This is a genomic window from Antiquaquibacter oligotrophicus, from assembly GCF_020535405.1.
GTDB lineage: Bacteria > Actinomycetota > Actinomycetes > Actinomycetales > Microbacteriaceae > Rhodoglobus > Rhodoglobus oligotrophicus.
Map to the genome: position 1 here is coordinate 2105254 of NZ_CP085036.1, position 21579 is coordinate 2126832.

The following is a 21579-nucleotide window of genomic DNA, read 5'->3' on the forward strand; positions in this document are numbered from 1 at the left end:
CGTCAGAGCTTGTCGTCGACCACGTCAGAGCTGGTAGTCGACGACAACCGGAGCGTGATCGCTCCATCGCTGGTCGTGCGCGGCGGCACGGTCCACGGAGTAGTCGACGACGGTCGCCGCGAGCTCGGGGGTTGCGAGGTGGTAGTCGATGCGCCATCCGGTGTCGTTGTCGAACGCGCGCCCGCGCTGCGACCACCATGTGTAGGGGCCGTCGACTTCACCGGCCCAGCGGCGGCCGACATCCACCCAGCCGAGCCCGGGGCCCACGGACCCGTCGACACCTTCCACGGCCTCGCCCTCCGGCCCGAAGAAGCGGTCGAAGTAGGCCCGCTCGCGGGGCAGGAATCCGGAGTTTTTGCGATTGCCGCGCCAGTTGCGGATGTCGAGTTCGCGGTGACCGACGTTGAGGTCGCCGACGACGAGGGAGAGCGGTGAGTGTGCGCGCAGTTCGGGCAGCCGCTCGCTCATGGCATCCAGGAACTTCCACTTCTCGTCCTGCTTGGGGGTGTCCGCCTCGCCCGTGTGCACGTAGGTGGAAACAACTGTGACGATACGACCGTGAACCTCGTAGTCGGCTTCGAGCCAGCGGCCCGCGGTATCGAAGTCGTCGGCGCCGAAGGTGACCCGATGGATGCTCGCGCGATCACGTGACGCGATCGCGACCCCCGCGCGGCCTTTCGCCGTCGCCGCATCGTGGAGGATGCTCCACTCCGGGCCGAGCAGGGCCTCGAGGTCGCTCGTGGCCGCACGCACTTCTTGCATCGCGAGGATGTCGACGGATCGGGCATCCAGCCACTCGCCCATCCCTTTGCGGAAGGCGGCGCGGACGCCGTTCGTGTTGACAGAAGCAATGCGCAGGGGTCGAACCATGCGTCCAGGCTAGTGATCGCAACCGACATCCGGGCAAGGGGGTCGACCGTGCTGTCTGTCCTCCCCCCGGTGTGGGGGTACACGAACCCGTATATCGGGTGCCATACTCGATCGAGCACAAACGAACCCGAATCCGTTTCTGCTATCGAAACACCCGAAACCCGAATACCCGAAACACCCCCGAATACCCGAGTACCCGAACTCTCCGCTTACCCCGAACCCGACCGGCGCCCCCTCCGGTCGAGCTCACGCGTCTGCGCAGGGTCCCGACCCCGCGTTGTGGCCCTGCGTCTGACCGGCTCGACCGTCGCGCGCAGAAACGGCACAGCAATGCGCTCCACCCGACTCGTCCGCCCTCTCTCTCCCCGATTCCGCGCAGGCCTTGCCGCCGCCGCGACCGTCGCTCTTGTTGCACTCTCCCTCCCGTTCGCGGCGACGTCGGCATCGGCCGCCGCCAGCGACCCGCAGACGATCGTCGTGAAGGTCGGCTCCGTGCGCGGCACGTCCAGTGTTGGTTCTCTTTCCGGTGTCACACTCGAGCTCCGCAACGGCACGAGCGAGCCGACCACCGCGGTCGGGCAGCCGTGGTCGACCTGTACGAGCGATGCGAGTGGCAACTGCACGTTCACTGTGCCGAACTCAGGTTCCGGCGGCGCAAACAACGGCAAGCAGTTCTGGGTGACGCAGGTCTCGGCTCCGAGCGACTACTACCTCAACCCGGCGCTCATCACGGGTGACGGCACCAACAGTGGCGCGAACCGCTTTGCGTCGACGCCGTACTCGTACCGCACGCCCGCCCTCAGCGGCAGCGGAACGATCACCCTCCCGGCTACCACGGGGATGCCGTCATCGACGACGGTCGGAATCGCGCCGAACACCTTCACCTCGAACACGAGTGATCGCTACAAGACCGGCGGAATCGTGCCGGTCTCGCAGGCCAACAACCGCTACCAGACCACGTGTCAGGACGGACTCAAGGTCGCCATCCTCTTCGACCTCTCAACGTCGATGACCTCGAACAACAACGAGGGCATCAACGGTGCGCGTACTGCTGGCAAGGCGTTCGTCAACTCGCTCATCGGCACCGGTTCGCAGGTCGCGCTCTACACCTTCGGCACAAACGCGCCCAAGAACACCTCCGCCAGCGGCAAGAACTACCCGACCCTGACCACGGTCACGTCGTCGTCGGCAACCACCCTCAACGGCTACATCGACGCCTACACCGCTAGCGACATCAACTACACCAACTGGGATCGTGGGCTGTGGCAGTTGGCCCAGGCGAGCGACACCTTCGACATCGCGGTTGTGCTCACCGACGGCAACCCGACCGTCTACGGGGCGAACCCGTCCAACCCCTCGAGCCCCGTCTGGACCAACAACCGGCACGTCGAGGAGGCGATCTTCTCCGCCAACGCGCTCAAGAACAAGGGCACACAAATGCTCACGTTCGGTGTCGGCGAAGGTATCTCCGCCGTAACCGGCCAGAACCTTCGTGCCGTCTCCGGTACCCAGGAGTGGACCGGAACGGGCTCCATCGCCAACTACGACTACGCCAAGACCAACGACTGGGCGCTCGTCGCGAGCCAGCTCAAGGCACTCGCGGCAGGCCTCACCTGCAAGGTACCGATCACGGTCACCAAGACCGAGGAGCTGTTGAACGGTACGTCGCAGCTCGGTCAGGGCTGGAGCTTCTCGGCATCCGAGACCGGGCCCGGCTCCCTCACGGGTGCGGCGTCGCAGACGACCGGGTCGAACGGCCAGGCATCCTGGTCCCTCAATTTCACGTCGGCGACGGATGCCGGCACCGTGACCATCACGGAGACCATCAAGAACTCCGGGTGGCAGCTCAAGAGTGTTGTCTGTACCAACAACGGGTCCCCGTTCTACTCGGGAACCAGCCTGAGTTTCGAACTACCGAACCTCACTCTCGGTGACAACATCGCCTGTGCCGTCACCAACCAGCAGGTCCAGGCGAGTGTCAAGGTCGACAAGTCGTGGGTGGTCAACGGCACAACCTACGCCAACGGAGCACAGATCCCGTCGAGCCTCGCAGCGCAGCTCACGCTCGGTGGGAGCGCCCAGGCGTGGGGTGCGACAAAGGAGAACCTCCTGGTCGGGTCAACGACCACGATCACGGAGTCGATGAGCGGCACGCCGAGCCTGTGCACCGTGACGAGTCAGCGTCTGAACGGACCGGGCGCGACCAATGTTGATCTCTCGGCCTCGAAGACGTTCACCACCCCGGCGCTCGCCGCGGGCCTGACGACCTACACCGTCACCAATACCGTCGACTGCCGCAGCGAGCTCACGCTCGTCAAGCACGTCACCAACAACGACGGCGGCACGGCGACCTCAGCGGCGTGGAGCCTCAGCTACGGCGGCACGTCCGTCGCGAGCGGCACCACCAGCACGGTGGCGGCGGGAAGTTACGCGCTCGCCGAGTCCTCCGTCGCCGGGTACGCACCGCGTGCCAGCAACCCCATCGTGTGCAGCGAAGGACTCTCGGGCAGCACGGTGACCGTGCCGATCGCGGCATCCGTCACGTGCACCTTCTACAACGACGACATCGCCCCGACCCTGAAGCTCGTGAAGGTCGTCGAGGGTGCGGCCGGAGTGGCGCCGACGAACTGGACGCTGTCGGCCAAGCAGGGACTCACCACGGTGGTCACCGGTAACGGTTCGACCGCAGTGACCCCCGTCAAGGCGAACACCGACTACGTGCTGTCGGAGTCGCCCAATAACTTCCCGTCGGCCGCGGACTTCGAAGCGAGCGACTGGAGCTGTGTCATCAACGGTGGCTCGCCCGTGACCCTCCAGGGCGGAGCGTTGCCGAGGCTCGCTCTCGACGATGACGCGGTGTGCACGATCGTGAACTCGCCGATCGCGGCCACGCCCGAGATCGTGAAGTCGGTTGCGCCGCTTCAGCAGAACGCCGACGGAACATGGACGATCACGTACACGGTCGCCGTGACCAACCCGAGCCTCTACGGCCCCATCACGTACGACCTCGCGGACACCCTCGCCTTCGGCGGCACCATCACGACAACAGCGAGCGCGACCGGTCCCTCGCCGCAGGCGGCGACCTGGAACGGCGTCGACAACGTCGTCCTCGGTGATGACGTGACCCTCGCTGCGAATTCCACTCACACGTACACGGTGGTGGCCCAGGCGTCCGTGCCGAACGGTGCACCGACCTCGGTCACCGCGTGCCCGACGGGTGAGGGCAACGGCGGCTTCCTCAACCGCGCAACGCTCACGGTGGATGGTGTCGACTACACCGACGACGCCTGTGCGACCCCGGTCACCCCCACCTTCTCGAAGAACGCGGGAACGGCAACCAGCAACGGTGACGGCACCTGGACGCTCACGTACACGCTCACAGCGACAAACGGTTCGAGCATCCCGCTGTACTACGACCTCGTTGATGACCCCGCCGCGACCCTCCCCGCTGGTGTCACCATTGTCAGCGGAAGCGCGTCGAACGGAAGCGAGTGGAACCCGCTCACCTCCACCACCGTCGCGGACGACGAGCCGCTTGCGGCAAACAGCTCGACCGCGTACACGATCACGCTCGTTGTCGACATCGCGCCCACGGTGACCTCGAGCGCCCTCGACTGCACGGTCGACGGGCAGGGACTGCTCAACAGCGCGTCGCTGACCTCGGGCAACCAGGTCCTGACGGATGACGCGTGCCTCACCATCCCCGTTCCGACGATCGTTCACGACAAGACCGTGACCTCCACGAGCCAGAACTCCGACGGCACCTGGACGATCGTCTACGACGTCCTCGTGAAAAACACGGGCACCGTACCCGGTCGGTACGACCTCGCAGACGAACTACATGTCGCGGTTCCCGACACGATCACCGTGGTGAGCGCATCGGCCGATGGTGTGCCGACCTGGAACGGCGACACCGAAACCACCCTCACGACCGGGCGCCTCATCGCGCCGGGCGAGAGCAATTGGCAGCACTACACGATCACGGTTGTCGCCTCGGTGGCCGCCGGGGCGACCGGAACGCCGGCAACGCTGTGCGAGTCGCAGGGCGGCAGCAACGGCTTCCTCAACACCGCGAGCCTCACCGTTGCGGGAGTCACCACCGACGACAGCGCGTGCTCCTCGCCGAGCGCTCCCGCCTTCACGAAGGTCATCGTCGGTTCGGAGTCCACGGGAGCCGGTACGTGGGATGTCACCTACCTGCTGACCGTCGACAACACGGCACCCGCGGCCAAGACGGCGTACTACACGCTCACCGACGTGCCCGGCTTCTCCAGCGAACTCGCGATCAACGGTTACACGGTGACCGAAACATCGGCAGACCCGACCGTCGATCACGCCTGGAACGGCGGCAACATCATCTCGACACCTCGCGCGATCGCTTCGGGGTCAACGGACACCTTCCGTGTTGTGATCTCGGTGACGGTGCCGGCAGGACTCGGTGACGACGTTCTCACGTGCGCCGAGGACGGCGCTCTGGGCCACGGTTTCCAGAACACCGCATCGATTGTGGTCGGAAACGACACGATCACCGCGGAAGACTGCGGAGACATCACCGAGAGCGCGGTGCCCTCGATCGCCAAGTCGATCGTCGACGGGTGGCCGAAGCAGCTCGCGAACGGCACGTGGGAGATCGCCTACGACGTGACGGTGAGCTCCGACAGCGACCTCGACGCGACGTACGACCTCACGGACGAACTCGGGTTCGGTTCCGGCATCACCGTGAACTCGGCGACGATCGAGAGCTCGGATGTGACGCCGTCGGCTTCGTGGAACGGCAGCACCGCGACATCCGTCGTGACGGGCCAGACCATCGAGGCGGGGGACACCCACGTCTATCGTGTGACGGTCAACGCGAGTGTGGCGGCCGCAGCGTACGCCGACCGCACCGAGGTGTGCGACCCGGCTCTCGTGGACGACGGCGGGTTCCTGAACACCGCAACGCTCACCTCGGGCAAGGCTGACCCGCGTACGGCCGCCGACTGCGACAGCCCGGCACTCCCGACCATCGACAAGACGGTGGACCCGCAAACGCCTCCGGCGCATCAGGCCGACGGCAGTTGGGTGGTCACCTACCTCGTGACGGTGACCAACGACTCGGCGCTGCAGCTCAGTTACGACCTGGACGACACTCTCGGCTTCCCGGAGACGCTCACAATCACGGATGCCACGGCCACGGGCCCATCGGGTGCGACGATCGACGGCTGGGACGGTCGTGTCGACACCGAACTCGCATCGGGTGTGTCGATCCCCGCCGGTGAGGACCACGTGTACACGATCGCGGTCACCGCCACCCCGTCGTCGACTTTCGACCTCGAGGATGCGACGTGCACGGGGGAGCCCGGCCGCGGATTCTTCAACGGCGCGGTACTCGTCTCCGGCGGCATCCCGCAGTCCGACGAGGACTGTGCGACTATTCCGCTCGCTCGTCTCACGCTCGTCAAGGAGGTCGACAACTCGGCGTTCGTCGAACTCGACGTGCCGACCGACGAACTCGGAACCACGTCGGACTGGGTGTTGTCCGCTGACGGCAACGTCGACATCGCCGGAGTATCGGGTGCCGACACCGTGACGAGTGTGCTCGTGCCGGCCGGCGGTTACCTGCTCGAGGAGGGGCGCGACCTCGCCTCCGACAACGAGCTGCTCACGTCGTACCTGCCGAGCGAGTGGACGTGTGATGACGGGACCATCACCGGTGCGACGGTCACCATCGCGGCGGGTGATGACGCGACGTGCACGATCGTCAACACCGCGACACCCGTCGATCTGGCGATCACAAAAACGCACGATGGAGCGGTCCCAACCGACGAGGATGCCACCTACGGTTACACGTTTGTTGTCACCAACCAGGGCGCGATCGCGGCAACCGGCGTGACGGTGAAGGACGAGATCCCCGCAACGCTGAGCGTCGACGTCGACTCGGTGGTGAAGCCCGCGGGCTGGACCGTTCAGCTCACGAGCGCCGTCGACGGCTTCGGTGGCGTACTGACCTTCAGCACGGATGACGCGTTCCCCGTCGACGCGATCGCGACGTTCCAGTTCGATGTCAGGACGGCAGCGCAACTGCCACGTGTCGGCGACGACCCCACGGCGGCCATCCTCGACATCGTGAACACGGCGATCGTCGGTAGCGACGGAGTCGAGGCGACACCGGAGGACAACACCTCGACCGAGGAAACCCCCGTCAAGTCGATTGTGGTCGCGCTCGAGGCGACGTGTGCGAAGGATGCACCGTACGCCACGTGGTCCGTCACGCCGACGAACACGGGGGAGAACACAGTGGGCCCCGTCGCCCTCATCTGGTGGACCGAGGCCGCGTACGCGGCGCGTGATGCGAGCATCCCGGCATCCGACACTGACGCCATCCTCGCCGACGGCGCATCGCAGGTCGACGTGCTCCCGGCGCCCGTAGACGGTTGGGTGAACGGCGTGACGGTATCGGGTACGCAGCTCTGGCCGGGCGCGGCCGTCGATCCGGACACGGGTGAGGGCATCGCGTGGCCGGGTTGGAAGAAGTCAGCGGACGGCACCTGGGTCGCCGACCCGACGGGCCCGTTTGCTGAAATCGCTGCCAAGGCCGTGCTCGAGGTTCGGATGAACCCGTCAACGGCGTCGGTCGAGGCCTACCCGGCGACAACCGCCGAGTGCAACCCTGGCCCGCCCTTCGAGCCTCCGACACTGCCGGAGCCGCCGGAGAAGCCGACCCCGCCCACGACCCCCTCGGTTCCGCCAGTGGCACCGCTGCTGGCGAGCACGGGAATGAACCTCCTGGGTGGCGTCGTCGTTGGTGCTGTTCTCCTCATCGGTGGAGCTGTGGCCCGCCGCGAGAGGAGCTGACGAAACTCACGCCAGAAGTCGCGTCATAGTCGAGACGAAACCACGTCTAGTGACATGAGGACGCGTCGGGTGTCCTCACCCCCACGAGGCCACTGAGGGGCCGGGGAACTTCGGGGATGGGGCGCTGCCTTCGGGGGCAGCGCCCCGTTTCGTTGTCCGGCGGACGTCATTCGCGCATGAAACCGGTCACATACGACAGTTTCACGCCAAAAGTTGACAGAACCATGATTTGTTGCCTTAATCGGCATATTAGGTCGACCATGGCGCCGAACCCATTGCTCCCGGTCGATCACCCGCGACACGACTCAAAGGAGAGCAATGTCCTCGTCCACCCCCGCCGCTGCGGGATCCCGGCGATTGGCCATCGGGGCCATCACGGGAGCTGCAGCGCTCGTCTTTTCGCTCATACCCATGGCCCCGGCCATGGCTGCAGACCCGCCCGTCCTCGACGTGGTCGCGGTGACGCCGAGCAACCCCGTTCTCGGGTACAACGGCGCGAACAACACCGCCTACACGCCAACCAACTCGACGGGTAACCAGGGATGGTGGCTCGAAAACACCATCACCCTGAACCTGTCGGCCACGGATGACGTGGGCGTCGCGTTCTTCCGTGTGCAGGTCGGCACGGGTCAGACCGCGGTCACCACCGACGTCCCGGCGACGTTCAACGCCGAGCTCGGCAAGTACGTGGCCACCTACGACCTCGTCGGCAACCGTACGGCTACAACCATCACGTACACGGCCTACGACACGGAGGAGCCAGCGCAGGCCTCCGCCGCGCGTACCATCTCGCTTCGTCAGGACAGCGTCGCGCCCGTCGCGACCTGGCCGACCGTCGAGGCGAACTCGTGGAAGGTGCCCCGCAGCTGGGCCGCCACCGCGCTCGCCCCGACCCGCACCGACCCGAGCCCCGGCTCGGGAGGCCCCGCGGTTCGCGCGCTCCGTGTCGACGGCGTTGACAAGTACCTCGTCCCCGTCGAGCCCGTCGCGCTCGAGCTCGGTGCTCACACTCTCGAGGTGGACCTCGGTGACTCGGCCGGTAACGGTGCAACGTACTCGCTGACCTTCGAGGTCACGACGTCGTACGCCGACCTGCTCAACATCATCGACGACTTCGGATTCCAGGGTGCCATCACCACCGAGGCCGACGACGCGCTCACCGCGCTCGTAGGCGAGGCCCAGACCGCGGAGGCGGCGAGCGACACCGAGGGTGCCGTTGCCGCGCTCGAGGAGTTCATCACCCTCGCAACCGAGGTCGCGCCCCAGGGCTACCGCCGCGACGCTCTTGTGCAGGACGGCGAGTTCCTGCGCAACGTGCTCCTCGGTGCGACCCCGCCGGCGGTCACCGGAGGCGTTGTGGTCACTCCCGGCACGGGATCCAACCGCTACCCGCTCACGCTCCCGACGGCGGCCCCCGTGTCCCACGCGAACCCGGACTTCAAGGTTCTCGTGTTCGCGAACCGCCCGGGCGCCTTCCGCCACGAGCACATCCCGTACACCGAGGCGCTCATCATGCAGCTCGCGCAGGAGAACAACTTCGACGCCGACCTGTACGACTACCTGAGCCCGGATGACTCGGTCGCGAACCCGTTCGAGACTCTCGAGAACATGCAGCAGTACGACGCCATCATCGGTGTTTCGTCGGTGGGCACGAGCACCTTCGTGACGAACCGTCCGAGTGTTGCCGACCCCGCAGTCCTCGTCAACGAGCAGGAGAACCTCCAGAACTACATCCGCGGTGGCGGTGGATTCTTCGCGATCCACGGTGCAACCGACTCGATGAGCAACTGGGCCTGGTACGGGCAGCTGACCGGTGGTTACTTCCACAACCACGGAACCAACCAGGGTGGCATCCAGAGCACGTGTGGTGGCTGTGTCGTCACCGAGCTCATCACCGAGGACCGCACCAACCCGGCGACCGACCAGTTCGAGCGCAGTGAGCGTCTCGTTGACGAGCTCTACAACTGGAACAGCGGCCTGATGCCGGTTCCGCGTGAGCTCGTTCACGTGCTCCAGACCCTCACCGAGTCGAGCTACGACACGACGGTCTACCAGAACCCGGAGACTCGCACGCCGTACCCCCAGAACCTGTGGGGTGTGAGCAACATCGGTAACTCGAAGGAAGGCGCGGATCACCCGATCGCATGGTGCCAGAACTTCGAGGGTGGCCGCTCGTTCACGCAGGCGCTCATGCACAACTGGGAGCACAACCAGAACCCGAAGTTCATCGACCACATCCGTGAGGGCATCCTCTGGACCTCTGGTCAGACCGAGGCGAACTGTGTCTCCCACAACGAGGTCACCAAGATCCTCGCGGCGGCCAGCGGCGAGCTCTCCGGCCCGGATGCTACGGCCCTCACCGAGGCGCTGACCGCATCGTTCACCACCTACAAGGCCAAGAACTACGCCGCTGCCCTTGAGGGCGCGGAGAACTTCGCGGCTGCCGTGGCGGCATCGGGCGCGACGGGCGAGCTGCGCTCGACCCTCGAGGCGAAGGCTGGCGAACTCGTCGAGTGGATGAGCATGCTCGCCGACGAGGCGGTTCCGTTCGGCTTCGTGAGCGAGCCCGAGGACATCGAGGTCTACAGCGGCCGATCGGTGACCTTCACGTCGGAGGCGACCGGTCTCGACCTGACCTACCAGTGGCAGTCGCGTGACTCGTCGCGCGGCACCTGGGCCGACATCAGCGGCGCCACGAGTGCCGAGCTTTCGGTGGTGGCAGGTTCCGACTACGCCGATGGAGCGCAGTTCCGTGTGCGTATCGCCATCACGGGTCAGTCGCTCAACTCCGACCCTGCGACCCTCTCGGTCATCGTGCCTGAGGTTGACCGCATCGCTGGTGCCAACCGTTACGAGGCGGCGGTGAACATCTCGAAGGAGGCGTTCCCCGAGTCCGCTCCCGTTGTTTACGTCGCCACGGGTATCACCTACCCCGACGCGCTCGCAGCGGGCCCCGCGGCCGCGCACGAGGGTGGACCGGTGCTCCTGGTTCCCGGCACGACGATCCCGCCGTCGGTTTCGGCTGAGATCGCACGCCTCGACCCCGACCGTATCGTCGTGGTCGGTGGACCGGTGTCCGTCTCGCAGAGCGTGTACAACGGTCTCGCGCAGATGGCGCCGAGCATCGAGCGAATCGCTGGCGCGAACCGCTACGAGGTGTCGATCAACATCGCCACCGAGGTCTTCGGTTCCGCTGAGCGCGCCTACCTGGCGACGGGGGCAAACTTCCCCGACGCCCTCGCGGCTGGCGCCGTGGCGGGCGCTCAGAGCGCCCCGGTGGTGCTCGTGCGTGGAACGCAGTCCTCGATGGGCGACGAGACAACGGAGCTCCTCGAGAGCCTCGGTGTGACGAGCCTGCGCATCGCCGGTGGCCCGGTTTCGGTGAGCTCCGGCATCTTCGAGGAGGCCCTCAGCATCGCGCCGACGGTCCGCCTCGGCGGTGCTAACCGGTATGCAGCGGCCCGCGCGATCAACGCGGACGCGTACACGGAGGCAGACCGGGTGTTCCTGGCAACGGGTCTGAAGTTCCCGGACGCGCTCGCAGGCTCCGTGCTGGCAGCGCTCAACGATGCCCCGCTGTACGTCGTCCGAACGGACTGCGTGGACGCCGAGACCCTTCAGGCGATCGGTGATCTGAAGGCGAACCAGATCACGCTGCTCGGAGGCGAGGCAAGCCTCAGCAGCGGCGTGGCCAATCTGACCGCCTGTTCGTAGTCTGCTGACATGACCGAGAAGAGGGGTGGCATGGTTCAGTCCATGTCACCCCTCTTCCCGTATCCGAGAGGTTCTTCCGTGATCCGTTTTGCCCTTCCCAGCGTCGCGCTGGCCCTGCTCCTCGCGGGCTGTACACCCGTACCCACCGAGGTGGAGGTGACACCGGAGCCGACGACGGCCGGCGCGATCACGTGCACGGATGCCGCGGCAGAAGAAGTGGACCTCTCGGGCGCCACGTGGCAGCACCCGCGTAACTCCTTCTATGAGGGCACCGAGGAGGACATCCCGACCGAAGCCGACCTCGAGCACCTCCTCCGCGCCGACAACGCCCTAGTTGTCATCTACGACCAGGAGAACCTCCCGGCGGCGGCGATCGAGCCGCTGCGGGACTGGATCTACATGGAGACGGCCGCCGTCGCGATCCCCTCCACCGACGATCCTCGGGCGGCGATCGAGGTGCGCTACGGAGGCACCGTGAAGTTGTGCGACGGTGTCGACACCATCCAATTGGCCGAGTTCTCTGCCACTCGTCCCTTCGGTTCCGTCGAGGAGCACGACGAGTCGGGGAGCGGGCTCGAGGGAATCGAACCCGAGGTCGGTCCGACCACCGGTCCTCGCTGAGAGTTTGCTCCGTCGCCGCTGCGCGAAAGCCCCCTGAATTAGCGCGCCACCCCGTCGTGGCTTAGCCTGGAAGACGGGCACCGTCGCCCTCCCGAGGAGAACATCACATGCTACGCAAGGCACTGCCTCTCGCCCTTTTCGCCGCTCTCGCGCTGTCCGGCTGCACATCGCTCGCCGACGTCGCCGACGGTACGGTGGTGCCCGGCGCCTCGACACCGGAGGCGCAGGTCGACCCCTCGGTCACGTGCACCGACGGTGAGCCCGTCGTCATCGACATGGATCAGGCTCTGTGGCGCCACCCCACGAACGCTTTCTTCGACGGCACGGAGGAGACCCTGCCAACCCCGCAGGACCTCGAGCACATCCTCCGCAACGATGCCGCGATCATCGTGATCTACGAGAAGGACACGTTCTCCGCAGCCGAGCTGTCCCCGCTTCGCACGTGGATCGATGACGAGCTCGCGGCGGTCGCGATGCCCTCCAGCGATGAGCAGCCGGCGCTCGCGCCCATCGAGGTGCGAGTCGGTGACACCGTGAAGCTGTGCGATGGCATCGACGTCGTGCGTTTCAAGGGGTGGGCGGCCGATCGCGACCTGTCCGACCAGATCGCCCACGACCCCGCGAGCCCCGAACTCCTCGAGGACACGGAGAAGCCGGGCGACGCCCCCGAGGGTGTCGTCGAGTAAAGCTACGGCTTTCCGCGCAGGATAGCCTGCTTCACCTCGGCGATCGCCTGCGTCACCTGGATGCCACGGGGGCACGCCTCCGAGCAGTTGAAGGTTGTGCGGCAGCGCCACACACCTTCCTTGTCGTTGAGGATGTCGAGGCGGACCTGCGACCCCTCGTCACGCGAGTCGAAGATGAAGCGGTGAGCGTTGACGATCGCGGCCGGGCCGAAGTACTGGCCGTCGGTCCAGAAGACGGGGCAGCTCGACGTGCACGCGGCGCACAGGATGCACTTCGTGGTGTCGTCGAAACGCTCGCGCTCCGCGACGGACTGCACACGCTCCTTGCCCTTCTCGGGGGCCGTCGACGCCATGAGGAACGGGTTCACCGAGCGGAAGGACTCGAAGAACGGCTCCATGTCGACGATGAGGTCCTTCTCGAGGGGCAGTCCCTTGATCGCCTCGATGTAGATCGGCTGCGTGATGTCCAGGTCCTTGATGAGGGTCTTGCACGCGAGACGGTTGCGACCGTTGATGCGCATCGCGTCCGAGCCGCAAATGCCGTGGGCGCACGAGCGACGGAAGGTGAGCGTGCCATCCTGCTCCCACTTGATCTTGTGCAGGGCATCGAGGATACGGTCGGTCGCGTACACCTCGACGTCGAAGTCCTGCCAGCGGGGCTCGGCATCCGTCTCCGGGTCGAACCGGCGGATGATGAGGGTTGCAGTGAACGACTTCACGGCGCCTACCTCGGCGGCGGGCTGCTCCATAACGGTGGTCATCAGTACTTTCTTTCCATCGGCTCGTAGCGGGTGATGGTGACCGGCTTCCAGTCGAGCCGGATGTGGTCGGCGGCGTCCGCTGAGTGGGGGTCACCCGTCAGGTACGCCATGGTGTGCTTCATGTAGTTCGCATCGTCACGGTTCGGGTAGTCGTCGCGCATGTGCCCGCCGCGGCTCTCCTTGCGGTTGCGCGCGGAGAACACGACGACCTCGGCGAGGTCCAGCAGGAAGCCGAGCTCGATGGCCTCGAGCAGGTCGGTGTTGAACCGCTTGCCCTTGTCCTGGATCGCGATGTTCTTGTAGCGCTCGCGAAGGTCGTGGATGATCTTCGTGACCTCGGTGAGCGACTCCTCCGTGCGGAACACCTGCGCGCTGCGGTCCATGTGGTCCTGCAGTTCTTTGCGGATCGCGGCGATGCGCTCGGTGCCCGTCGAGCCCCGGAGCTGTTCGATGAGCTGACGGATGCCCGCAGCCGGGTCATCCGGAAGCGGCGTGAAGTCCACGGTCGCCGCATACTCGACCGCGTTGTTGCCCGCCCGCTTACCGAAGACGTTGATGTCGAGCAGCGAGTTGGTGCCGAGACGGTTGGAGCCGTGGACGGACACACACGCGCATTCGCCGGCGGCATAGAGGCCAGGAACAACCGTGTCGTTGTCGCTCAGCACCTCCGCCTTGACGTTGGTGGGGATGCCGCCCATCGCGTAGTGCGCGGTCGGCATGACGGGCACGGGCTCGACGACGGGGTCGACGCCCAGGTAGGTGCGCGCGAACTCGGTGATGTCGGGGAGCTTCGTCTCGAGGATCTCGGCGCCAAGGTGCGTGCAGTCGAGCAGCACGTAGTCCTTGTGCGGGCCCGCGCCGCGCCCCTCCGCGACCTCCTGCACCATGCAGCGGGAGACGATGTCGCGCGGTGCGAGGTCCTTGATGGTGGGGGCGTAGCGTTCCATGAACCGCTCTCCCGAGGCGTTGCGCAGGATTGCGCCCTCACCTCGAGCGCCCTCGGTCAGCAGGATGCCGAGGCCCGCGAGTCCCGTCGGGTGGAACTGGAAGAACTCCATGTCCTCGAGCGGGAGACCCTTGCGCCAGATGATGCCGACGCCGTCGCCCGTGAGGGTGTGCGCGTTGGAAGTGGTTTTGTAGATCTTGCCGAAACCACCGGTGGCAAACACAATCGCCTTCGCCTGGAAGACGTGCAGCTCGCCCGTGGAGAGCTCGTACGCAACCACCCCGGACGGCTTACCGTCGGTCATGACGAGGTCGAGAACGTAGAACTCGTTGAAGAAGTTGATGCCGAGCTTGACGCAGTTCTGGTACAGCGTCTGCAGGATCATGTGGCCGGTGCGGTCGGCGGCGTAGCAGGCGCGGCGCACGGGAGCTTTTCCGTGGTCGCGAGTGTGACCACCGAAGCGCCTCTGGTCGATCTTGCCCTCCGGCGTGCGGTTGAACGGCAGACCCATGTTCTCGAGGTCGATGACCGCGTCGATGGCTTCCTTCGCGAGGATCTCGGCGGCATCCTGGTCGACCAGGTAGTCACCGCCCTTGACGGTGTCGAAGGTGTGCCACTCCCAGTTGTCCTCTTCGACGTTGGCGAGAGCAGCGGCCATGCCGCCCTGCGCGGCACCCGTGTGGGAACGCGTCGGGTAGAGCTTGGAGATCACGGCCGTGCGTGCCTTGGGGCCCGCTTCGATCGCGGCACGCATACCGGCACCACCGGCACCAACGATCACGACGTCGAACTGGTGGTAATGCACTCCGTCGACGGTGGTGCTCTCGTTCGCGTCCGTCACTGGTTCACCGGGCAGAAGCTCGGGAGAAGGTCGGCGGGGGAGCCTGCCGGGCACGGGTCGAATGTGTAGATCACGAGGGTTCCCAGGGTGAGGAGCACGATGGTCGACACGAGGATCGCGCCGAGCAGGATGCGCCGGATGGTCGGGTTGGTGGCGTAGTCGTTGACGAGGGTGCGCATGCCGTTGGCGCCGTGGATGAGGGCGAGCCACAGCAGGAGTGTGTCCCACACCACCCAGAACGGGTCGGCGAGCTTGCCGGCGACGAAGGCGAAGTCGATGGCCTTGACGCCCTCACCGGCGACGAGGTTGACGAAGAGGTGGCCGAAGATGAGCACCACGAGCACAACACCCGAGGCGCGCATGTAGATCCAGCCCCACTTCTCCCAGTTCACACCGGGGCGACGCTCCGGTCGCTCGTTCGGCATCGGAATGGCGGTCATCACTCACCCCCGAAGACGTGCATGAGCTGACGCGGGATGAAGCCGGCGAGAAGAACGAGCCACAGACCGATGACGATCCAGAACATCAGGCGCTGGTGTTTGGTGCCGACGCTCCAGAAGTCGATGAGGATGATGCGCAGGCCGTTGAGCGCGTGCAGGCCGATGGCGGCGACGAGGCCGATTTCGCCAAGACCCATGATGGGCGTCTTGTACGTGTTGATGACCGCGTTGTACGCCTCGGGGCTCAAGCGCACGAGAGCCGTGTCGAGGATGTGCACGAGCAGGAAGAAGTAAATGGCGACACCGGTGATGCGGTGAAGCACCCACGACCACATTCCTTCACGTCCGCGATACAGGGTGCCCGCGGGGCGCCGGGGCGGCTTGATGGTGGGTGTGGCGGCCGGGTCGGTCGCCAGGGTACCCGCCGACTTCTGTGGCACGAGCAACCCTCCTTGTGGGAGTCGAGGCCGCGGTCGCTGCGGCCGACGTCGAATCTGTGGGCCAGACGCTCCCAGTCTATTCCGCGTCTGGAAGGGATGCGGCTTAGGAGGCCCTAACCGTCTCGACGTCGAGATATCCGCCTCTACACTGGCGAGGTGAGGCCTCTTCTTCTTCCTGCGATAGCCGTGCTGGCCGCGGCTGGCGTGGTCGCCGTGCCAGCAGCACTCCACCTGACGGACAGGTTCGAGGCGGAGGCGCAGTTCGACGCGGCCGTCACCTCCGCGGCAACCGCAGGGACCGAAGCACAGGCGGCGTTGGCGGCGTGGGAGACGGCCGTGGATGCGGCGAACCTGCACCTCGAGGATGCCCGCGCCGTGGCATCCGCGGGCGTCGGCTATCTCGATGCCGCGGCCCTCGAGGCTCTCGTCGCGGCCAACAGCGATGTGGACGAGGCTCTCGCAGTCGATGTGCGCGGTGGCTCACCGATGCCGAGCACCGAGAGACCGACCTCGGCGGCCGAGCTTCGTGACAGCGCGAAATCGTTAGACCTCTGGTCGACCGACAGCTCCGAGCTGAGCGCGTCGGTGCTCGCCGACGCGGCGAGCGTCGACGACCTCACGGTGTCGAGTGCGGATGCCGTCGCCGCCGCTATCGACTCGGTTACCGCTCATGCGACCTCTGCCCTCGCCGTCGCGCCCATCGCGTCCGCGGAGACGCGCTCCGCGCTCGAGGCGGCGCGGGATGCCCTCCTCGCCGCAGCGAAGGGCGACGAGCCGCGAGCGAGCTACGTCTCCGCCTATGCGGCCGCCGTGGAGGCGGCATTCGCGTCGCAGCGTGCGGAAGAAGCGGCAGCGGCGGCGCGTGAGGCCGAGGCCAATGCTGAGGCGAGGGCTGACACGAGGGCGCGTCTTGATCTCTTTTTGCATGACCTTCCGCCGTTCGATATCTGCGACCACGTCTTCTGCGTCGACGGAATCGTTGTTGGCGTGTCCTGACGCCCGACGTGAGTACTACGCGTCGTGGTCCTCAAGGAGGAACGCCTCGAGCGAGTCAGCCACCGCCACGGCGTCGTCGCCATCGACGGAGAGCACGACCTCATCGCCTTTCTCGATGCCGAGCGAGAGCACCGAGAGGATGCTCGCCGCATTCGCGGGCTTCTTGTCGCCCTTGGTGATGGTGACCTTGTGACCGGAGCCGCTCGCGGCCTCGACGAAGAGCGCCGCGGGTCGCGCGTGGAGTCCCGAGCTCGAGGCGACGGTGACGGTGCGTTCTTCGGTGGCCATGTGTACTCCTTGTGTTGTGGGTGATTGTCAGAAGGCTTTGGGGCGACCGGGCCACAGCACCTGGGTGCCCGCGGCCTCGATGTCTTGCACGAGGTCGGCGTTGACCCCGGCATCCGTGATCACGGTGTCGACTGCCGCGAGTGGTGCGATTCGCCCGAACTCCTCGCGACCGAATTTGGTGTGATCGGCGAGCACAACGGTGCGGCGTGCGGCTTTGATGAGCGCCGTTTTGACTGCGGCTTCGGCCATATTGGTTGTCGTCAGTCCGCGTTCCGGGGTCAGTCCGTTCACGCTGATGAAGGCGACGTCGACGTTGACCATGCCGAGGAGCTGATGAGTCCACGTGCCGACCGAAGCGAGGGAGGTCGTGCGTACCGCGCCGCCGAGAAGGTAGAGCTCGATGTTGGGTCGCGGGGCGACGGTCGAGGCGACCGCGAGCGAGTGGGTAACGACCGTGAGGGGGCGGTCGGCGGGGAGAAGTTCCGCGAAGCGGATGGCGGTTGTCCCGGCGTCGATGATGATCGATCCGTTCTCGGGCAGTTCGTCGAGGGCAAGGGTCGCGATCGCGAGTTTTTCGGAGGCGTGGAGGCCCTCCCGGTCGGAGACGGGACTCATGAGGGCAGCGCGTTCAACGGGGATGGCCCCTCCGTGTGCGCGGCGCACGAGACCACGGCGCTCGAGGCTCGTGAGGTCGCGGCGAATGGTCTCCGGCGTTACGGCAAGAAGCTCGGCGAGTTCGCGCACGTCGACCCTGCCCTGGGCATGGGCCTGCTCCAGGATCTTCTGGTGTCGTTCGGGGGCGTACATCGAACTCCATTGTCCTTGGGGAGTAAACCAAACACAAACAAAAGTCTGTTTAGCTAGTTTTATCTTTGAAACTGTTTGTTTGTCAACGAGTTTCGTTGTACGGTGTTCGCACACGGGCACCCGCACAGGCGATGGGAACCCAACGAGGAGTTGAGCAATGACGCAGATCCAGGGCATCGGAGTTGGCCGTGGAATCGCTACCGGACCCGTCCTGACGATGCCGGAGCCGCTCAGCGAACCCGTGGTAGCTCCGCGCACGCGCGACGCCGCCGACGAGAAGCAACTCGTTCTCGACGCACTCCACGCGGTCGCAGCCGACCTCGCCGAGCGCGCGAAGCTCGCCGGGGGAGATGCCCAGGCGGTGCTCGAGGCTCAGGCGATGATGGCGCAGGACCCCGGACTCATCGAGGGCGTCGACGAGCGTATCGATGAGGGCAGCACCGGTGAGCGTGCCGTCTTCGACGCATTCGAGGCCTACCGAGAGATGCTCGTCGGGCTCGGCGGTTACATGGCGGAGCGCGCGGCTGATCTCTCGGATGTTTCGCAGCGCATCGTCGCCCATTTGCGTGGCGTACCGGCACCCGGCGTCCCCGAATCCGACACTCCGTTCATCCTCGTGGCGCGCGATCTCGCCCCGGCGGACACCGCGCTCCTCGACCTGGAACGGGTCCTCGCTCTCGTCACGGTCGAAGGCGGACCGACGTCCCACACCGCGATCCTCGCGCGCTCGCGGTCCATTCCCGCTGTTGTCGGCGTCGAGAGCGCAGGCTCGTTGAGCGACGGCACCGTCGTGATCGTGGATGCCGCGTCAGGAACGATCACCGTCGAGCCGACCGCGGCAGACCTCGACGCCGCAGAGACACGCACGGCCGAGCTTCAGAAGATCGCCAGCGCACCGATCACCGACGGTGCCCTCGCCGACGGTCACGCGGTTCCGCTGCTGGCCAACCTCGGTAAGCCGTCCGAGGCGAAGGCCGCGGTCGAGTTGGGTGCCGAGGGTGTCGGCCTCTTCCGCACCGAGTTCCTCTTCCTCGGTTCCACGAGTGCCCCGACGGTCGCTCAGCAGCGTGAGGCCTACACGGAGTTGCTCTCGGCCTTCCCCGGCAAAAAGGTTGTGGTGCGTGCACTCGATGCCGGTTCCGACAAGCCGCTGGCCTTCCTGAACGATGCGGAGGAGGAGAATCCGGCACTCGGACTCCGCGGACTCCGCGCGTTGCGAGCCAAGGAGGACATCCTGCGCGAGCAACTCACGGCGCTCGCCGAGGCTCAGGCCGCCACATCCGCCGACCTCTGGGTCATGGCCCCCATGGTGGCCGACGCCGAGGAAGCCGAGTATTTCGTCTCGCTCGCCAAGGAACTCGGCATCCGAGTCGCCGGCGTGATGGCGGAAGTGCCGTCGCTCGCGCTTATGGCGCCGGAGGTGACGGCGGTGAGCGACTTCGTGAGCATCGGTACCAATGATCTGACCCAGTACACCCTCGCTGCGGATCGTCTGCTCGGCTCGGTCGCGAATTACCAGGATCCGTGGCATCCCGCGGTCCTGCGTCTCATCAAACTTCTGGGCGACGCCGGCCGTGCCGCGGGCAAGCCCGTCGGCGTGTGTGGTGAGGCTGCTGCCGACCCGGCCCTCGCGGTTGTACTCGTCGGCCTCGGTGTCACAACGCTGTCCATGACCCCCGCCGCTTTGGCGGATGTCCGAGCCGAACTGGCGCGGACCACCCTCGAGCAGGCGACGGCACGAGCCGCCGCCGCGCTCCGAACCTCAACGGCCGCCGCTGCGAGATCCGCCGCGGCGTCCGTCGACTGATCACTCTTCGCCATCCACCCCCACCATCCAAGGAGACCCAGACAAGATGACAACGACGTCCGCAGAACCCGTCGCCCAGCGCGGCGGGGCCCGAGTCGCGGTTCAGCGATTCGGCACCTTCCTTTCGGGCATGATCATGCCCAACATCGCCGCCTTCATCGCGTGGGGCATCATCACTGCCCTGTTCATCCCCACGGGTTGGCTGCCGAATGAGACGCTCGCCGCCCTCGTCGGGCCGATGCTCGCCTACCTCATCCCTCTGCTCATCGCGTTCACCGGTGGGCGCATGGTTTACGGCAACCGAGGTGGTGTGATCGGTGCTATTGCCGCCATGGGTGTCATCGTCGGCGGTGACGGCAACATCATGATCCTCGGAGCCATGGTCGCCGGCCCCCTCGCGGCCCTCATCCTCAAGCAGATCGAGCGCCTCTGGACCGGCAAGGTCAGGCCAGGCTTCGAAATGCTCGTCGACAACTTCTCGGCGGGAATCATCGGATTCTTCCTCGCGCTCGCGGCCTTCTTCGGGCTCACCCCGATCATCAACTGGGTCACCAACCTGTTCGGTGGCGCCGTCGGCTTCCTCATCGACAACGGCCTCCTGCCGCTGGCCTCGATCATCGTCGAGCCGGCCAAGGTGCTGTTCCTGAACAACGCCATCAACCACGGTGTGTTCACCCCGCTCGGAGTCGAGCAGGTCGCGGAGACCGGTAAGAGCATCCTGTTCCTCATCGAGGCCAACCCCGGCCCCGGCGCAGGACTCCTCCTCGCGATCAGCATTTTTGGTGTCGGTGCGGCGCGCGCCACGGCACCGGGTGCCTTCATCATTCAGTTCTTCGGTGGCATCCACGAGGTGTACTTCCCCTACGTGCTCGCCAAGCCCATCCTCATCCTCGGCCTCATCGCCGGTGGTGCCTCGGGTGTTCTGACGAACGTCATCGGCAACGGCGGTCTCATCGCACCGGCCTCCCCGGGATCGATCATCGCGATCATGGGTGGTGCCCTCGCCGCTCAGACGGCGCTCACGGTCGCACTCTCGGTGATCATCTCGGCGGCAGTGACATTCGGTGTGACGATGCTCCTGCTGCTGGCCAGCCGCAAGCGCGACCTTGCTGCTTCGGACGCCGCGTTCCAGGACGCGATCACGAAGACCGAGGAGAACAAGGGCAAGAAGTCCGACCTGCTGGGCGCCATGGCCGGTCGTACCGCGAGTGGCGGAATCCACAACGTGGTCTTCGCGTGCGACGCGGGCATGGGTTCGAGCGCCATGGGCGCTTCGGTCTTGCGCAAGAAGCTCAGTAAGGCTGGAGTAGAGGGTGTGACGGTCACCAACAAGGCGATCGCGAACCTCGACGGCACAGAGGATCTCGTGATCACCCACCAGGACCTCACCGATCGCGCTCGACAGCAGACCCCGGGGTCCATCCACGTCTCGGTCGACAACTTCATGAACTCTCCGAAGTACGACGAGGTCGTCGAGCAGGTCGCGGCGCAGTCCGAGCAGCCCGCCAAGTAACCAGACAGGAACACT

General features: G+C 66.0%; 14 protein-coding genes. 7 read left to right on the top strand and 7 right to left on the bottom strand.

What is annotated here, in order from left to right; translation table 11 throughout:
• Window positions 1-24: 24 nt before the first annotated feature.
• On the bottom strand, window positions 25-870 hold the full coding sequence (locus tag LH407_RS10270) for an exodeoxyribonuclease III (protein ID WP_322134086.1): 846 nt from the start codon (window positions 868-870) through the stop codon (window positions 25-27).
• 330 nt (window positions 871-1200) lie between these two features.
• On the opposite strand from LH407_RS10270, the gene LH407_RS10275 reads away from it, so the two are divergent.
• The 4 genes from LH407_RS10275 (at window position 1201) to LH407_RS10290 (ending at window position 12725) form a co-directional block, all read left to right on the top strand.
• Complete coding sequence (locus tag LH407_RS10275) at window positions 1201-7704, top strand: prealbumin-like fold domain-containing protein (RefSeq protein WP_322134085.1); 6504 nt, start codon at window positions 1201-1203, stop codon at window positions 7702-7704.
• A 318-nt stretch (window positions 7705-8022) separates the two neighbouring features.
• Window positions 8023-11418: a cell wall-binding repeat-containing protein gene (locus LH407_RS10280; protein WP_322134084.1), complete on the top strand. Its 3396-nt coding sequence runs from the start codon at window positions 8023-8025 to the stop codon at window positions 11416-11418.
• A gap of 9 nt (window positions 11419-11427) precedes the next feature.
• Entirely contained in the window at window positions 11428-12039 is a 612-nt protein-coding gene (locus LH407_RS10285; RefSeq protein WP_322134083.1) for a hypothetical protein, read from the top strand.
• Between the two features lie 107 nt (window positions 12040-12146).
• Window positions 12147-12725 (top strand): hypothetical protein, encoded by a 579-nt coding sequence (locus LH407_RS10290; RefSeq protein ID WP_322134082.1) that lies wholly within the window; start codon window positions 12147-12149, stop codon window positions 12723-12725.
• A 2-nt stretch (window positions 12726-12727) separates the two neighbouring features.
• Here LH407_RS10290 and LH407_RS10295 read toward each other — a convergent pair whose 3' ends face one another.
• Genes LH407_RS10295 through sdhC form a run of 4 tightly spaced genes read right to left on the bottom strand, consistent with a single transcriptional unit; the run spans window position 12728 to window position 16153 of the window.
• The gene (locus LH407_RS10295; protein ID WP_322134081.1) at window positions 12728-13486 is read right to left on the bottom strand and encodes a succinate dehydrogenase iron-sulfur subunit; all 759 of its coding nucleotides are present in this window, start codon (window positions 13484-13486) and stop codon (window positions 12728-12730) included.
• Complete coding sequence (gene sdhA, locus LH407_RS10300) at window positions 13486-15273, bottom strand: succinate dehydrogenase flavoprotein subunit (protein WP_322134942.1); 1788 nt, start codon at window positions 15271-15273, stop codon at window positions 13486-13488. Before sdhA ends, LH407_RS10295 begins: the two co-directional genes overlap by 1 nt.
• The gene (locus LH407_RS10305; RefSeq protein WP_322134080.1) at window positions 15270-15713 is read right to left on the bottom strand and encodes a succinate dehydrogenase hydrophobic membrane anchor subunit; all 444 of its coding nucleotides are present in this window, start codon (window positions 15711-15713) and stop codon (window positions 15270-15272) included. Before LH407_RS10305 ends, sdhA begins: the two co-directional genes overlap by 4 nt.
• Window positions 15713-16153 carry a succinate dehydrogenase, cytochrome b556 subunit gene (gene sdhC, locus LH407_RS10310; RefSeq protein WP_322134079.1) on the bottom strand — a complete coding sequence of 147 codons (441 nt, stop codon included), beginning with the start codon at window positions 16151-16153 and terminating at the stop codon, window positions 15713-15715. The genes LH407_RS10305 and sdhC overlap by 1 nt, the downstream gene beginning before the upstream one ends.
• Before the next feature lie 156 nt (window positions 16154-16309).
• Here sdhC and LH407_RS10315 point away from each other — a divergent pair, with 156 nt between their 5' ends.
• A complete protein-coding gene (locus LH407_RS10315) occupies window positions 16310-17149 on the top strand; it encodes a hypothetical protein (RefSeq protein WP_322134078.1) in 840 nt (279 codons plus the stop codon).
• 15 nt (window positions 17150-17164) lie between these two features.
• Here the strand turns inward: LH407_RS10315 and LH407_RS10320 are convergent, their stop codons facing one another.
• Both LH407_RS10320 and LH407_RS10325 read right to left on the bottom strand, forming a co-directional pair.
• A complete protein-coding gene (locus LH407_RS10320) occupies window positions 17165-17437 on the bottom strand; it encodes an HPr family phosphocarrier protein (protein WP_322134077.1) in 273 nt (90 codons plus the stop codon).
• Between the two features lie 27 nt (window positions 17438-17464).
• On the bottom strand, window positions 17465-18244 hold the full coding sequence (locus LH407_RS10325; RefSeq protein ID WP_322134076.1) for a DeoR/GlpR family DNA-binding transcription regulator: 780 nt from the start codon (window positions 18242-18244) through the stop codon (window positions 17465-17467).
• Window positions 18245-18401: 157 nt separating this feature from the next.
• Between LH407_RS10325 and ptsP the strand changes: the two genes are divergently transcribed.
• Together ptsP and LH407_RS10335 are read left to right on the top strand one after the other, a co-directional pair.
• Window positions 18402-20051: a phosphoenolpyruvate--protein phosphotransferase gene (ptsP, locus tag LH407_RS10330; protein ID WP_322134075.1), complete on the top strand. Its 1650-nt coding sequence runs from the start codon at window positions 18402-18404 to the stop codon at window positions 20049-20051.
• A 46-nt stretch (window positions 20052-20097) separates the two neighbouring features.
• Window positions 20098-21564 carry a PTS mannitol transporter subunit IICB gene (locus LH407_RS10335; protein ID WP_322134074.1) on the top strand — a complete coding sequence of 489 codons (1467 nt, stop codon included), beginning with the start codon at window positions 20098-20100 and terminating at the stop codon, window positions 21562-21564.
• Window positions 21565-21579 lie beyond the last annotated feature (15 nt).

Excerpts from the sequence above, each read along its gene's own strand:
- LH407_RS10270 (WP_322134086.1), bottom strand. The coding sequence starts at position 870 with ATGGTTCGACCCCTGCGCATTGCTTCTGTCAACACGAACGGCGTCCGC.
- LH407_RS10275 (WP_322134085.1), top strand. The coding sequence starts at position 1,201 with ATGCGCTCCACCCGACTCGTCCGCCCTCTCTCTCCCCGATTCCGCGCA.
- LH407_RS10280 (WP_322134084.1), top strand. The coding sequence starts at position 8,023 with ATGTCCTCGTCCACCCCCGCCGCTGCGGGATCCCGGCGATTGGCCATC.
- LH407_RS10285 (WP_322134083.1), top strand. The coding sequence starts at position 11,428 with ATGACCGAGAAGAGGGGTGGCATGGTTCAGTCCATGTCACCCCTCTTC.
- LH407_RS10290 (WP_322134082.1), top strand. The coding sequence starts at position 12,147 with ATGCTACGCAAGGCACTGCCTCTCGCCCTTTTCGCCGCTCTCGCGCTG.
- LH407_RS10295 (WP_322134081.1), bottom strand. The coding sequence starts at position 13,486 with ATGACCACCGTTATGGAGCAGCCCGCCGCCGAGGTAGGCGCCGTGAAG.
- LH407_RS10305 (WP_322134080.1), bottom strand. The coding sequence starts at position 15,713 with ATGACCGCCATTCCGATGCCGAACGAGCGACCGGAGCGTCGCCCCGGT.
- LH407_RS10320 (WP_322134077.1), bottom strand. The coding sequence starts at position 17,437 with ATGGCCACCGAAGAACGCACCGTCACCGTCGCCTCGAGCTCGGGACTC.
- LH407_RS10325 (WP_322134076.1), bottom strand. The coding sequence starts at position 18,244 with ATGTACGCCCCCGAACGACACCAGAAGATCCTGGAGCAGGCCCATGCC.
- ptsP (WP_322134075.1), top strand. The coding sequence starts at position 18,402 with ATGACGCAGATCCAGGGCATCGGAGTTGGCCGTGGAATCGCTACCGGA.
- LH407_RS10335 (WP_322134074.1), top strand. The coding sequence starts at position 20,098 with ATGACAACGACGTCCGCAGAACCCGTCGCCCAGCGCGGCGGGGCCCGA.